Annotated in this window: 15 protein-coding genes; all 15 read left to right on the top strand. The window is 33.0% G+C overall.

The annotated features are described in order from the left end of the window. Window positions 1-5: 5 nt before the first annotated feature. The 15 genes from UCH001_RS09950 (at window position 6) to pssA (ending at window position 15,206) form a co-directional block, all read left to right on the top strand. The gene (locus tag UCH001_RS09950; protein ID WP_067177444.1) at window positions 6-860 is read left to right on the top strand and encodes a glycosyltransferase family 9 protein; all 855 of its coding nucleotides are present in this window, start codon (window positions 6-8) and stop codon (window positions 858-860) included. A gap of 100 nt (window positions 861-960) precedes the next feature. Next, a complete protein-coding gene (locus UCH001_RS09945; protein ID WP_067177442.1) occupies window positions 961-1,710 on the top strand; it encodes a glycosyltransferase family 2 protein in 750 nt (249 codons plus the stop codon). Continuing rightward, window positions 1,707-2,561 carry an NAD-dependent epimerase/dehydratase family protein gene (locus UCH001_RS09940; RefSeq protein ID WP_067177440.1) on the top strand — a complete coding sequence of 285 codons (855 nt, stop codon included), beginning with the start codon at window positions 1,707-1,709 and terminating at the stop codon, window positions 2,559-2,561. The genes UCH001_RS09945 and UCH001_RS09940 overlap by 4 nt, the downstream gene beginning before the upstream one ends. 2 nt (window positions 2,562-2,563) lie before the next feature. After that, window positions 2,564-3,535: a glycosyltransferase family 4 protein gene (locus tag UCH001_RS09935; RefSeq protein ID WP_067177438.1), complete on the top strand. Its 972-nt coding sequence runs from the start codon at window positions 2,564-2,566 to the stop codon at window positions 3,533-3,535. Further along, complete coding sequence (locus UCH001_RS09930; protein WP_067177437.1) at window positions 3,535-5,271, top strand: nucleoside-diphosphate sugar epimerase/dehydratase; 1,737 nt, start codon at window positions 3,535-3,537, stop codon at window positions 5,269-5,271. The genes UCH001_RS09935 and UCH001_RS09930 overlap by 1 nt, the downstream gene beginning before the upstream one ends. Before the next feature lie 9 nt (window positions 5,272-5,280). Next, complete coding sequence (locus tag UCH001_RS09925) at window positions 5,281-6,177, top strand: Wzz/FepE/Etk N-terminal domain-containing protein (RefSeq protein WP_067177435.1); 897 nt, start codon at window positions 5,281-5,283, stop codon at window positions 6,175-6,177. Then, entirely contained in the window at window positions 6,170-8,323 is a 2,154-nt protein-coding gene (locus UCH001_RS09920) for an STT3 domain-containing protein (RefSeq protein ID WP_067177433.1), read from the top strand. The genes UCH001_RS09925 and UCH001_RS09920 overlap by 8 nt, the downstream gene beginning before the upstream one ends. A 29-nt stretch (window positions 8,324-8,352) precedes the next feature. After that, entirely contained in the window at window positions 8,353-9,258 is a 906-nt protein-coding gene (locus UCH001_RS09915; protein WP_067177431.1) for a PDC sensor domain-containing protein, read from the top strand. Next, window positions 9,255-9,866, top strand: a complete 612-nt coding sequence (gene hisH, locus UCH001_RS09910) for an imidazole glycerol phosphate synthase subunit HisH (RefSeq protein WP_067177429.1) — start codon at window positions 9,255-9,257, stop codon at window positions 9,864-9,866. The genes UCH001_RS09915 and hisH overlap by 4 nt, the downstream gene beginning before the upstream one ends. Further along, window positions 9,866-10,588, top strand: coding sequence for a 1-(5-phosphoribosyl)-5-[(5-phosphoribosylamino)methylideneamino]imidazole-4-carboxamide isomerase (gene hisA, locus UCH001_RS09905; protein WP_067177426.1), 723 nt, complete (start codon window positions 9,866-9,868; stop codon window positions 10,586-10,588). Before hisH ends, hisA begins: the two co-directional genes overlap by 1 nt. 69 nt (window positions 10,589-10,657) lie before the next feature. Further along, a complete protein-coding gene (locus UCH001_RS09900; RefSeq protein WP_067177424.1) occupies window positions 10,658-11,023 on the top strand; it encodes a chemotaxis response regulator CheY in 366 nt (121 codons plus the stop codon). A gap of 5 nt (window positions 11,024-11,028) precedes the next feature. Then, the gene (locus UCH001_RS09895; protein ID WP_067177422.1) at window positions 11,029-11,859 is read left to right on the top strand and encodes a 50S ribosomal protein L11 methyltransferase; all 831 of its coding nucleotides are present in this window, start codon (window positions 11,029-11,031) and stop codon (window positions 11,857-11,859) included. Next, complete coding sequence (gene ftsH, locus UCH001_RS09890; protein ID WP_067177420.1) at window positions 11,860-13,827, top strand: ATP-dependent zinc metalloprotease FtsH; 1,968 nt, start codon at window positions 11,860-11,862, stop codon at window positions 13,825-13,827. After that, a complete protein-coding gene (locus UCH001_RS09885; RefSeq protein WP_067177419.1) occupies window positions 13,820-14,479 on the top strand; it encodes a phosphatidylserine decarboxylase in 660 nt (219 codons plus the stop codon). Before ftsH ends, UCH001_RS09885 begins: the two co-directional genes overlap by 8 nt. Further along, a complete protein-coding gene (gene pssA / locus UCH001_RS09880; RefSeq protein ID WP_067177417.1) occupies window positions 14,469-15,206 on the top strand; it encodes a CDP-diacylglycerol--serine O-phosphatidyltransferase in 738 nt (245 codons plus the stop codon). The genes UCH001_RS09885 and pssA overlap by 11 nt, the downstream gene beginning before the upstream one ends. Window positions 15,207-15,270 lie beyond the last annotated feature (64 nt).

The raw sequence follows: 15,270 nt of genomic DNA, 5'->3' as shown, positions 1-15,270 counted from the left end.
TCAAAATGGTGTACTATGTCTGTTTTTTAGCATTTGGAGATAATCTTATTTCATTATCTCTTTTGGAACAATTAGATCAAAAAATAAATATTCTAGGTACAAATTATACAAAGAATATTTCTCTTTTAATGAATAATCCAGATCAATTTAGTATAAAGATTGTTTTTAATGATATACCTTCGTTTTATGATATGAGAAAAAAAGGCCTAATTCAAGCAATAAAAGACATGTATAAATTTCTTAATTACATCAAAGAAAACAATATTACGGAAATGATATTTGAGAAAAAGGATTTTAGAAGTATTCTGATTTCAATTTTAACTCATTCAAAAATTCATTATCCAAATAGCTCAAATCGAAATATATATGAAAATAGAAAACATATCATTGAAAATATATATAAAAAACAGGTTACCTTAAATAGATATACGTTAAAAATCAGAAAAAATAAAACTATTGTTATAAATCCACTTACTAGAATGAAACAAAAAAATATAGAACATGAACATTTAAAATATATAATAGATGTAATAAACAAAAATAATTATAAGATATATTTAATTGACATAGAAAAAAAATATGAAATATTTAGTAGTAAAGTTCAACACTACTTAACAAATACAACATTGGATGATATAAAGAATTTGATATTAGAATGTGATTTATATATTGGTGGAGATTCTTTTTTGATTCATCTGGCGTATTATCTTAAAAGAAATTATTTTATGATTCTTTATACAAATAATGATGATTTTTCCCCACCAAATATTGAAGATGTTTTTTATATTAAAGCTCATCATTGTAATAATTTCAACAAAGAAATAAATCAAAAATTTTTTGAAATAGGATTAATTGTATGAAACAAAATTGTAGTATAGTTATATTCAATAACTACATACAAATAAATATATATTTGGAAATTGATAAAATAATTAATCATAAAATTATGGAGAATGATACTTGAAAATATCAATAATAACTGTAGTATCAAATAATGTATCGACAATTAAAAATGCGATCGATTCAGTATTAAGTCAAACATATCGCAACATAGAGTACATAATTATTGATGGCGCAAGTACAGATGGAACTGTTGAAGTAGTGCAAAATTATGGAAATAAAATCTCACGTTTTATTAGCGAAAAAGATGATGGTATATATGATGCCATGAACAAAGGTATAAGGCTAGCCACTGGGAATGTCATAGGGATATTGAATAGTGATGATTTTTATATATCAAACGATGTTATTCACAAAGTTGTCAAAATTTTTGAAGAATATCAAGTCGAAAGTATGTTTGCAGATCTTGTCTATGTAGAAGCTCATAATGTAAATAAAATTGTAAGACACTATGATAGCAGTTACTTTAGTCCAGAGAAATTTGCTTATGGATGGATGCCTGCCCATCCAACATTTTTTGTCAAACGATACATCTATGAACAATATGGCTTGTTTAAAACAGATTATAAAATAGCAGCTGATTATGAATTGTTGACACGTTTTTTAGGCAAACATGAGATTAGTTATTTTTATTTAAAAATGCCATTGGTTAAAATGCGCATGGGTGGTATCAGTACGATGAGTTTTAGAAATAATTTTATTTTGAATAAAGAAATTTTGAGAGCGTGTTCCGAAAATGGCATTTATTCTAATTGGTTTATGGTACTTTCAAAATATCCTAAAAAGTTATTAGGGCTACTCAAACGATGAAAAAACTTTTATTGACAGGTGCTAATGGCTTCTTAGGAAGTTATTTTTATAAACAGTACTCTATAAAATATGATATAAAGACTTTTTCTTTTGTACATAATCAATTCGAAAGTTTATCTTTAAAAAATATAGATACAGTTATTCATCTTGGAGCGCTTGTTCATCAAACTCAAAATATTAATGATGAAATGTATGAAACGATTAATGTTACTCAAACGCTTGAATTAGCACAAAAAGCTAAAGAAGATGGAGTTCAACATTTTATTTTTATGAGCACGGTAAAAGTTTATGGTGAAGGAAGTAATGTTCCCTATAATGATGTAAGCCCATGTGTGCCTTTAGACGCGTATGGTAAATCAAAATTAAAAGCTGAACAAAAACTCCAATCTTTAGGAAATGAAACTTTTCATGTTTCAATTATTCGTACCCCCATCATTTATGGATATGGTGTTAAAGCAAATATGCAAAATTTGATAAAGCTTGTTGATAAAATGAGCTTTTTACCTTTTGGTGGCATTGATAATAAGCGTAGTTTTGTGTACATAGGAAATTTATGTGCCTTGATAGATGCGATTATATGTGCCAGCAAATGTGGTGTTTTTTTAGCAGGAGACGATGAAGCATTATCTACCAGTGAGCTGATATCTTTGATTGCGAATGCCAAACAGAAAAAAATTTATTTACTGAAAGTGCCTTTTTTTAAGGTGCTACTGAAGTGGTTTAAGCCTTCTTTTTACCAAAGGCTTTTTGGGAGTTTGACAGTTGATATAAAACAAACAAATCAAATTTTAAATTTCAAAAATCCTTATTCTATTCGTGAGGGAATTAAAAAAATGGTTGTAAAACAGTAACAATGATTTATTTTGGTTTATTTTTACTTTCACTGTTTTTGACATATAGTGTTAGATTTATAGCGCTCAAAAAATCACTGTTAGCTATACCCAATGAGCGAAGTTCGCATTCTGTTTCAACCCCACATGGTGGAGGTATCGCAATTGCTCTTACATGGTTTTTAGGCCTTCTCTATTTTGTTTTATATGATAAGGTAGATGGTTCTTTATTTAATGCACTGGTATGTGGTAGTTTACTTTCGCTTGTAAGTTATTTGGATGATCTTTATGAATTATCCCCTAAAATAAGACTTTTAATTCAAGCTTTAGTGAGTCTATTAGGACTATATCTCTTAGGTGGTTTATTGAAAATAGATTTTGGTTTTTTTGTTATTGAAAATCAGTGGATTACAAATGTTTTGGCTTTTTTAGGACTAATGTGGTTTATTAATCTCTACAATTTTTTAGATGGAATTGATGGTTATGCTGGAAGTGAGGCCATTTTCTTAGCAGTGGCTGGCTGGTTGTTGTTTGGTGGCGATTATTTTTTAGTTTTAATATCTTCTGTGCTTGGTTTTTTGGTCTGGAATTGGCATAAAGCAAAGATTTTTATGGGCGATGTTGGTAGTACACTTTTAGGCTATTCTATTGGTATATTTGCTATCTATCATCAAAATAATGGAGTATCAATCTTTGTATGGCTCATTTTATTTGGAATTTTTTGGTTTGATGCGACACTAACGCTTTATAGAAGATACCAAAACAAAGAAAAACTTTCTCATGCCCATCGTAAACATGCTTATCAACGACTTGTACAAAGTGGTTGGAGTCATAGTAAAGTTGTTATATATGCACTAGGTGTCAATCTGGTTTTAGCCATTTTAGGGTATAGTTCACTCCTAAATAACGCATCCTTGGTAGGAAGTTTTATAGTGATGCTTGGAATTCTTTATGGAGTAACGAAAATGATAGATCGCCGAAAGAAGTTTGAATAATGGGTGTCATTGATAAAAGAATTCTTAATATTTTTGTGATTGTTTTTTTAACATTTACTACTTTCTCATGGAGCTTTTGGGTTTTTCATATTCCTTTTGATATTCAGATCATCACTATCGTTGTTCTAATTAGAATTTTTGCTTCAATTTTAATTTTTAAAGATTTTTCACTTTCTTGGTCAAAAGTAACGCAGAAGACATTCATTCTCAAAAGCATTGTTTACAGTATTGCTTTTGTATTTTATGCACCCTTTTATTATGGACATTTTTTCCTTTATTTTCTTTTTTCTGAGCTTGTTTTGTACTTGTTTGCAATGAATTTTTGTATGTATAGTTATTATTTACTGGTAAATCGTAGTCGGACACCAAAAAATAAAACACTTGTTATTTATGGTGCTGGAAAAGCTGGTTTAGGACTTGAAGAGGAATTTAGGAACAGCCAATATAAAATTGTTTGTTTTGTTGACGATGATCAAAGGCTACAAAAAAGAAGCATTGATAGTATTCGGATTATTTCAAAGAAACAACTTAAAGAAAAAATTGGTCCAAATAATAAGTATGATTTACTACTTATTGCAATGCCATCGGCAAGCCCTAAAAGAATTAATCTTATTTATGAGCGTCTTAGACCTTATTTTTATGAGATTAAAATATTACCATCTCTAAATAAAATTTTATCGAATAGTCTTTTGTCTGGACAATTAAAAAATATCACTGTTGAAGATCTTCTTGCCCGCCATCCTAAAGATTTGGATAAAAATACGATTTCAACTTTTATAAAAAATAAAGTAATTATGATCAGTGGAGCTGGAGGTAGCATCGGTAGTGAAATTGTTCGCCAATGTCTAAAATATGAAGCTAAATACATCATAGCAATAGATCATAGCGAATTTAATCTCTATCAATTAGTAGAAGAATTAAAAAGTGATAAGCTTATACCTCTTATGCAAAGTGTGCTAAACGAAACCTCAATGGAAAGAGCTTTTTTAGAGTACCAACCAGATGTTTTTGTGCATGCGGCTGCATATAAACATGTTCCACTTGTTGAATCCAATATGGAAGAGGGTATCCTCAATAATATTTTAGGTACAAAAATTTGTATTGATTTAGCAATTAAGTATGACGTATCAAAATTTATTTTGATTTCAACCGATAAAGCTGTTCGCCCAACAAATGTGATGGGTGCGACTAAACGTATTTGCGAATTGTATGCACAAAATGTTGATGCAAAAAACACTCAAATTATGGCTGTTCGTTTTGGAAATGTTTTAGGGAGTAGTGGATCTGTTATCCCAAAATTTAGGGCACAAATAGAAAAAGGTGGCCCGATTACAGTGACACATCCAGAGATTACACGTTATTTTATGTTAATTCCTGAAGCGTGTGAATTGGTATTACAAGCAGGTGCTATTGGTAAGAATGCAGAACTTTTTATTTTAGATATGGGAAAACCTATTAAAATTGTTGATTTAGCAAAAAAAATGATTGAGCTTTCTGGTAAGATGGATGTTAAAATAGAATTTACAGGGTTAAGGCTAGGGGAAAAACTCTATGAAGAGTTGCTACTAGATGATAGTGATCATAAAACATTGTATGAATCAATTATGGTGGCACGAAAAACAGATTATGCAATTGAACAATTAGAACACGATATTGCGGAACTTTTTGTCTGTAACGACAAACTTGCAAAATTAAAAGAGATTCTCCCTGAATTTAATCATCAAAATAAGTGTTAGGAAAAATATATGAATAAGCAAGTCGAAATACCATATGAAGAAGAAATAGATTTAAAGATATTATGGAAAACACTCTTAAAATTTAAAACAATGATTATTCTTTTGACGGGGTTGATAACTTTAATTGCAATAATATATGTTTTTATGCAAACGCCTATATACGAAGCAAAAGCAGTTTTAGAAATAGGATCATATTCTAATTCTAATTCTAATTCTAATTCTAATTCTAATTCTAATTCTAATTCTAATTCTAATTCTAATTCTTGGATTGAGAATCCTAATACAGTCTTAAAAAGATTAGAAATGAGATATTTAGAGAACAAGAATACAGAGAAAAGAGTTTGGCTAGATAAAGTTTCTTTTGTAAAAGGTACTCAAAATCTTTTAGAAATATCAACTTTGGGATTCAGTCCAGAATTAGCAAGCACATATTTGAAAGAAATAGAAAGAAGTATTAGTACTAAGCATCAAAAATTAATAGATACTTATGTTGATTCTATAAGCTTAAAAATGAATAATTTAAATGCTCAAAAAGAAGAATTATTGCTTGAAAAAGAGCGTTTAGTGCAAGAATTAAATAAAAAATCAAGCTATATTGAAAAATTGATTCAAAATAATCCTACATTAGCTGGGGTCTATTTAATAGAAATTAATAATAATACAGTAGAACTAAAAAATGTGAAAGACAGTATTTATAATATTAATAATCAGTTGAATGATTTAAAATTAGATATCTCCTCAAAAAATTTAAAAATGACAGAGCTTATTGATAATATTAATTCTAATAGTAATCCTATTTTACCTAAAAAAATGTTAATTATTTCTACTAGTTTTATGATAGGGTTTGTATTATCTATTTTTATAGCTTTAGTTTTAGAATTTATGTGCAAAGATACTCATGCATAAAATAGATGCGAAATTTTTCATTCTTATATTTACAACATTAACTGCTTTCGCATTTAGTATAGCAGTTCGATTCATATGGATTTATCAACTTAGTGATATTGAAAGTTTTAAATTTGCTGGTCAATTCATGATTAATACTAATGATGGTTACTTTTGGGCAGAAGGCGCAAGAGATCTGTTGTATGGTGTTTCGCAGAAGCATTCTCTTTCACCATTCAATGAAGCGGCATCTTTACTAACGTATCTTGCTGTGAAGTTATTGCCTTTTTCTTTTGAAACAATCATATTATATATGCCTGCAGTTCTAGGGTCATTTATTGTTGTACCTATTATTTTCATTGCCCATAATCTGAAAATGATAGAAGTAGGGTTTTTAGCATCACTCCTTGCTTCTATTGCGGTCAGTTATTATAATCGAACAATGATAGGTTATTATGATACTGACATGCTAAATATTGTTCTTCCTAGTTTTCTCTTATGGTCACTCATGTTAGCATTACGTACTCAAGAAGAAAAATATCTTTTAATTACAGCATTAGAAATTATTATATATCGTTGGTGGTACCCACAAAGTTATTCTTTAGAATTCTCTTTTTTAGGACTTGTCCTTTTGTTCACACTCATTTGTGATCGTAAAAAGAGTTTCAATTTTCAACTCATAACGATTATGCTTTTGGCAATGATGGGGTTACCAACTTGGATACGTTTATTACTTGTGATAAGTGCATATTTTGTGTTTAAAAAAAGAGATTGGCATCGCTTTATTTGGTATATTTTAGGTGTCTCAGTAGTGTTATTTATCGTTTTTGGCGGTCTAGAACCTATTTGGATGAGATTAAAGCTGTATGTATTTAAAGATGCTATTGAAGTAAGTTCAGATGTTTTACCTTTACATTTTTTCTCAGTCATCCAAACAGTACGTGAAGCAGGGCAGATTGATTTTGTAACATTTGCAGAGCGGATTAGTGGACACACCATTACCTTGGTACTTTCTCTTATAGGGTATGTTTTATTAGTCAAAAAATATCCTGTAATGCTTTTAGGCTTACCACTTTTAGGACTTGGCTTTTTAGCACTTTGGGGAGGGCTTCGTTTTACAATTTATGCAGTACCTGTATGTGCTTTAGGCGTTGCTTATTTGCTCTTTGTTTGGAGCAATTATATCACTCAGCTCTTTGCTAATGAAAAGCTTGGTCATATTATTAAATCATGTTTTGTTGTTGGTGCAAGTTTAGGTATTTTATATCCTAACATTTTACATGTAATTGAATATCGAGTACCAACAGTATTTAATAAAGCAGAAGTAGAACAGTTGGATAGGTTAAAAAATCTCGTTGATAGAGAAGATTATATTGTCGCATGGTGGGATTATGGTTATCCTCTTCGTTATTATGCAGATGTTAAAACTTTAATTGACGGTGGTAAACATAATGGGGACGTTAATTTTCCTGTCAGTTATATGCTAACAAACCCTCAAGAGAGTGCTGCACGTTTAGCAAGGCTTGAGATTGAATATACAGAAAAAGCATTTGTGACAGCAGAAGAAAATGAGACGAAACCTAAAAGTCAACAGGTTAAAATCATAAATAACACAGCACAAATGACTTTGGATTATGGATTTAAAGATGCTAATGATTTTTTAGCAGCTCTTCAAACGCCACTTTCATTACCAGAAAAAACACGTGACATTTATTTTTATCTGCCTTATCGTATGATGAGTATTTTCCCTACGGTAGCGCAATTTAGTAATATTGATATCATGAATGGCAAAACCGTTCGTCAGCCATTTTTCTTTCAATCAATGCAATTTAAAGATATGGGTACGACGCTTAATTTTGGTAGTGGAGTTGTGCTTGATAAAGCAAAAGGAATGCTCAAGCTTGGCAATCAAGAAATCCCTGTAAAGAACTTTATTCAAACGGCATATACTTCTAATTTTAAATTGATAAAAGAACAAAACACGATTCATCCTAATGGACTTTTTTCGATTATTTATATGCAAGCGTATAATACGTTTTTGATTCTTGATGAAGATATGTTAAATTCGACGTATATTCAACTTTTCGTTTTAGAAAATTATGATGAACGATTTTTTGAACCGATGAGTTTAGAGGCATATGCTAAAGTATATCGGCTCAAAATTTAGTTACAATACGAAAAAACAAAAGGTCCGATATGGTTATTCGTGAAATTCAGCAGTTTGCTGAGGTAAGAACAAGGGCAAGGGCGTATTTGTGTTATCTCTTTACGCGCAATATACCCAACCGTATGCCTGAACCCAATATAGACATTATTTCTTCAAGTTTAGATAAGATCGTTCATGAAGTTGAAGAGTTTGAAGCACTTTATCTCCTCGATCACAAAGGTGATCAATTGATCAATAACATCACAGATGATCCTCATCGTAAAGGTGGTCTTGGTCAAAATCGTAGTGGAAAATCCTATTATTATCGTGCCGTACGTGAAAAACGTTGTGTATTAAGCGATCCTTACCCTTCAACACTGACCAATGATTTAACGGTAACAGCTTCTTATCCTATATATGATGAGCAAGGTGTCCTGCGATTTATTGCGTGTATTGATGTCTCATTAGAGCATATTTTAAAAATTGCGCATCCTTCATCATTACAATCTCTTTTTGGCAAAAGTTCTCAAGTGATTTATACGATTTTTTCACTTTCATTATTGGCAATTGCACTTTTATTGCTCTTTAATGGCATGCGTAGCCTTTTTATGCATGGACTTCAGTTTGACCTCCTAGATATTAAAGCGATGTTTGAATCAACCATTTTGATTACGCTCTCTTTGGCTATTTTTGATCTGGTGAAAACGATTTTTGAAGAAGAAGTTTTAGGTCGAAATGAACGTGATGATAATGGCGGTATGCATAAAACAATGGTGCGATTTTTAGGTTCTATTATCATTGCACTTGCAATTGAAGCATTGATGCTTGTCTTTAAATTTGCAATTATCGATGCAGCGCACATACTGTATGCAGTTTACCTAATTGGTGGTGTTACATTATTGCTCTTTGGTCTAGCTTTTTATCTGAAATCAATACCACAAAAGAGAGATTTATGATAGGTTTGATTGATTACAATATGGGTAATCTTAGAAGTGTTACGAATGCTTTTGCAAAACTAGGTGTTAGCATTGAAATTGTCAAAGATGCAAACGATGTATCGAAGTTTGATAAGATCATTTTACCTGGAGTTGGCGCTTTTAAAGATGCTATGGATTGTTTGCATGAACGAGGTATGGATGAAGCTGTTAAAGTGTTTGCGAACTCAGGAAAGCCTTTACTTGGGATTTGTCTTGGTATGCAACTTCTTTTTGATAGCAGTGTTGAATTTGGTAAATGTGCGGGACTTGGGTTGATTGAGGGAGAGATTGTTAACTTTGATACTTCGCGTTTTTCAAGTCGTTTAAAAGTTCCTCATATGGGGTGGAATGAGCTTTTCATCACGAAGGATTCACCATTATTTAAGGGAATGCCAAAGTCTTTTTATCTTTATTTTGTACACAGTTTTCATGCAAAATGTGATGAAAAATATACGATAGGAAAGACAATGTATGGCTATGAATTTCCTAGTGCCGTGCAAAAAGCGAATGTGTATGGCTTTCAACCGCATCCAGAGAAGTCACATGCGAACGGATTGGCTATTTTAAAGAATTTTGTGGAGTTATGATGGATATTTTACCAGCGATTGATCTAAAAGATGGAAAAGCAGTACGCCTTACTAAAGGGCTGATGGAAAGTGCAAAGATTTATTCGAATGAACCATGGGAAGTGGCAAAAGTTTTCGAAGAGATGGGCTCATCATGGGTACATTTAGTAGACCTAAATGGTGCATTTGCAGGAGAACCTAAAAATCTTGAGCAAATTGAGAAGATACGAAAAAATTGTAATCTTAAGATAGAACTTGGTGGTGGAATTCGTGATGAAGATACCATTCATCGCTATATGGATTTAGGTATTGATCGTGTTATTTTGGGTTCTATTGCACTTAAAAAACCTGCTTTTGTTAAAGAAATGGCGCAAAAATATCGCATTGTGGTAGGCATTGATGCGATTGATGGTTATGTTGCTGTGGAAGGTTGGGCTGAAAAATCAACGATGCAGGCAACAGACCTTGCTCGTGCTTTTGCTGACGCTGGTGTCGAAGCAATTATCTGTACGGATGTTGGACGCGATGGAATGCTCAGTGGAGTGAACCTTGATTTTACACTTTCTATTGCAGACGCTTCTGGCATTGCAACAATTGCCAGTGGAGGTTTAAAGAATTTGGACGATATTATAGCATTGAAACGAAGTTCTAAAGTGGCTGGAGTAATTGTAGGAAAAGCATTTTATGAAGGTAGCTTAGATTTGCGAGAAGCGTTTGCATTTATCGCTAACGAAGCGCTTTAAACTAAGTTCAAACTAAACTTGGTTAGAATTTAACCAATAGCAATAACATAAACAATAAAAGGAGTGACATTGAAGCTGCTTGTAGTAGATGATAGCTCGACAATGCGCCGTATTATTAAAAACACATTACAGAGATTAGGTTTTAATGACGTTTTAGAAGCTGAGCATGGTGTTGAAGCTTGGCAAATTATGGAAAGAACACCTGATATTAATGTGCTTATTACCGATTGGAACATGCCTGAGATGAATGGTTTAGATTTGGTTCGTAAAGTAAGAGCTGAGAAAAAATATGAAAATATGCCAATTATCATGGTTACGACGGAGGGTGGTAAAGCTGAAGTTATTACAGCCCTTAAAGCAGGTGTCAATAACTATATCGTAAAGCCTTTTACGCCTCAAGTATTGAAAGAAAAACTCGAGGATGTTTTAGGTTAATTTGAATGAAAAAAACCTATAACGAACTTCATATAACCCCAGATAGTAGTGTATACCCACTTTTTCTTGATTTTATTATGAGCCTCAGTGATGAGGCTCTTGAAGAGAATGATGGCAGTATCATTTTACGTAGTGAAGAAGATCTTGAGATGCTTCTTTTTGGCGTAGAAACATTTGCGAAAGAGCTTTCAGCAGCTCTTGGCCATGAGATTACAGTTGAAACAAAACTTCTTGTCAAAGAGAATGAGGATTGGATTTCTCAATATCGAAACTCGATACAACCTTTGCATGTAGATGATTTATATATTCGTCCAAGCTGGGTAGAGAGTATTGAAGGTAAAAAAAATATTATTATTGACCCTGCACTCGCTTTTGGTTCAGGACATCATGAAACAACATATGGTTGTTTGTTACTCTTGCAGAAATATGTTAAAAAGGGTACGGAACTCCTAGATGTTGGTTGTGGTAGTGGTATTTTGAGTATCGCTGCCTGCAAATGTGGTGCCATTGTTGATTTGTGTGATACTGATGAACAAGCTACTGCAAGTGCAATAGAAAATTTTAAACTCAATCATGAAAAGTTTAATCGCATTTGGACAGGCTCTGTTCAAAAACGTGAAAAAGAGTATGACATCGTTGTTGCCAATATCATCGCAGATGTACTTATTATGTTAGCCAGCGATTTGCAAAAAGCAGTAAAAAAAGATGGTTTACTCATTCTTTCTGGCATTTTAGATAAGTATGTTGATAGAGTAGAACAAAAGTTTTCTTCGATGAAATTGGTTGAAAAGTATCAAAAAGAGGAGTGGTTTACACTCGTGTTACAAAGGAATTAGATGAGTCAAAATAATCAAGATAATAATAAAAACGACAAAAAAAACTTTTTTAATCAAAATCCGCTTTTAATGTTTGCTATTTTTTCTATTGTTGTTATCGTGTTGTTCAAAAATTTCACATCGGTTTCTGATGCAGGAATGGGAGCAAACTTTGGTACGCAAAATAGCGCAACAAAAAACATTAGTTATTATGAACTCAAAGAGTTGATCCGTAATAATCAAATTAGTTATGTCGCTATTGGACAAACGACTATTAAAGCATTCTCGCCAGAAGGTGCACAAAAAACTGTTTATGTTGTTAAAAAAGTAGGAGAGGATAACACACTTATCCCTTTAATGGATGAGAAAAAAGTAGGCTATGGTGGCTATAATGAGTCCAATATCTTAACAGAAATTCTTTTTTCATGGGTTTTACCAGTTTTTGTATTTTTTGGTATTTGGATGTTTTTAGCAAACAAAATGCAAAAAAATATGGGTGGTGGCATCCTTGGTATGGGAAGCAGTAAGAAACTTGTTAATTCTGAAAAACCGAAAGTAAAATTTGAAGATGTTGCTGGTGTTGAAGAGGCGAAAGAAGAAGTAAAAGAGATCGTTGATTTCTTAAAATTCCCAGATCGCTACATGAACCTAGGTGCAAAAATTCCTAAAGGTGTTTTGTTAGTAGGACCTCCAGGCACAGGTAAGACATTACTGGCTAAAGCCGTTGCAGGAGAGGCAAGTGTTCCTTTTTTCTCTGTATCAGGCTCAAGTTTTATCGAAATGTTTGTAGGTGTGGGTGCAAGTCGTGTACGAGATCTTTTTGAAAATGCAAAGAAAGAAGCACCTGCAATTGTGTTTATTGATGAGATTGATGCTATTGGTAAAAGTAGAGCTGCAAGCGGTATGATGGGCGGCAATGATGAAAGAGAACAAACACTGAACCAGTTACTTGCAGAAATGGATGGTTTTAGCTCAGATAAATCACCGGTTATCGTTTTAGCCGCAACAAATAGACCAGAAGTTCTAGATGCTGCACTTTTAAGGCCAGGTCGTTTTGATAGACAAGTTTTGGTAGATAAACCAGACTTCCAAGGAAGAAAAGAGATTTTAAAAGTCCATAGTGCAGATATTAAACTTGGTAAAAATATTGACCTTGAAGAGATCGCTCGTTTAACTGCTGGACTAGCAGGTGCAGATCTTGCAAATATCATTAATGAAGCAGCACTTTTAGGTGGTCGTAAAAACAAAGATTATGTTGAACAAATCGATCTTGTAGAAGCTGTTGAGAGAGCTATCGCAGGACTTGAGAAAAAAAGTCGTCGTATCAATCCTGAAGAAAAACGCATTGTTGCATATCATGAGAGTGGGCATGCACTCATTGCTGAAACAACGACAGGTGCTAAAAGAGTTTCAAAAGTATCAATTATTCCAAGAGGATTAGCTGCACTTGGATATACACTCAATACGCCAGAAGAGAATAAATTTTTAATGCAAAAACATGAACTTATCGCAGAAGTAGATGTTCTTCTTGGTGGACGCGCAGCAGAAGAGGTTTTCTTAGGTGAAATTTCTACAGGTGCTGGCAATGACTTAGAGAGAGCAACCGATATCATTAAAGCAATGGTAAGCATTTATGGTATGAGTGATGTAGCAGGACTTATGGTCTTAGAAAAACAACGTAATACATTCTTAAATGGTGGTACCACCAAAGATTACAGCGAGAAAATGGCTGAAAAACTTGATGAGCACATTAAAGAAAAACTTCAAGAACGCTATCTTATTGTCAAAGAGCGTTTAGTAGAATATCGTGAATGTATCGAACGTATTGTTGCAAAATTAGGCGAATATGAAACCATTGATGGTGAGCAACTACGTGAAGTGATTGAAGCGTACGAAGTGGAATTTAATATCCCTTCTAAATTGAATAAGCATTCTAAAGCTAAACATGAGTCAAAAATTTTAGAAGAACAACAAAACAGTGATGCGTAATCATTCTTATACTTCAACACAAATTATTGCAAAGGAGGGGTGGAACCAAAGTGTACTTGCATTTATGGTTTTTCTCCTTGCTTATGGACTCTCTTTTTTGCCATGGCTTTTCTTCTTAATTTTTGTAGGAACACTGTACGGTTATCGTAATCCTGAGCGTATTGTAGACGAAGATGATGGACATTGTCTTGTTTGCCCGATGGATGGACTTGTTACCGATATCTCAAAAATTAGTTTGCATGATGGCAGTGAGGCCTTACGTATCGTGATTCGTAAATCGTTTTGGGATGTTGGCGTTTTAAGAGCTCCATTAACAATGGAAATTACAGAAACAAAAAAACGTTTTGGACTTTTTATGGCTTCTTCTTCACCGCTATTTTCACGTTTGTCTGAACGTCAAACATGCACATGTAAAAGTGCATATGCTTCTGTCAAAATGGTTGTGAGTGCGGGTTTATGGAGTCAGAAAATCACACTCTTCTCTAAAATCGGAGCCTTCAAAGCGGGTGAACGATTAGGGTTTTTACGTGATGGTGAAGTAGCACTTCTTTTACCTCTAGATACACGTGTTAAAGTTTCGTTAAATGATGAAGTCAAAGCAGGTATGAGCATTTTAGGCTATCTTGCATATAAGGATAAAGATGTTAAATAATAGCGGTAATAAACTCCAATTGATCTACGTTTTTCCTAACCTTTTCACAGCCGCAAGTGCTTTTTTAGGTGTGATTAGTATTATTGCTTCAGCAAATGGTCAATTCGAAAAAGCGGCTGTTTATATCTTGTTATCACTGATTTTCGATGGTTTAGATGGAAGAGTCGCTCGCATGACCAATGCTACTAGTAAATTTGGTGCGGAGTTTGATTCTTTAGCAGATATTGTCGCTTTTGGTGTAGCCCCAGCAATGCTTTTTTATTTTAGCGTTGGGCATATGTATGGTAAATTAGGTTCTCTGTTATGTGCAATGTATGTTGTTTTCGGCGCTATTAGACTAGCACGTTTCAATATTATGATTGGCGTGTCAGAGCCTTCTGTGTTTATTGGTGTACCTATCCCTACAGCGGCAGTGGTTGTTTCTATGTGGATTTTGCTTTACAGAGAACACCCTTTTATGCATGGGCTTGAGTGGGTAATGCTGGTTGGACTAGGCATTCTTTCATTTTTAATGGTGAGTAATATTCGCTATCCTAGTTTTAAAAAAATAGATATGCAAAAAGGGTATTTGATCAAAATCTTGGTTTATTTGGTCATTGTCTTTTCTCTTCTTTATCTTTATCCTATTGAAGTAGGAACATTTTTAATTACCGCATATTTAGGTTATGGACTTATTCGAGGTATTTATAATTTCATCGTTGCCAAATTCCATAAAAATTTAGTATAATACGCGCACTTCGAGGTAAAGGATCTTTGCTTTACCTCTTATACTTATTAAGGAGAAGCGATGA

The sequence above is a fragment of the Sulfurospirillum sp. UCH001 genome (assembly GCF_001548035.1).
GTDB lineage: Bacteria > Campylobacterota > Campylobacteria > Campylobacterales > Sulfurospirillaceae > Sulfurospirillum.
Note: the sequence above shows the minus strand (reverse complement) of the source record. Positions and strands in the feature narration are given on the sequence as shown.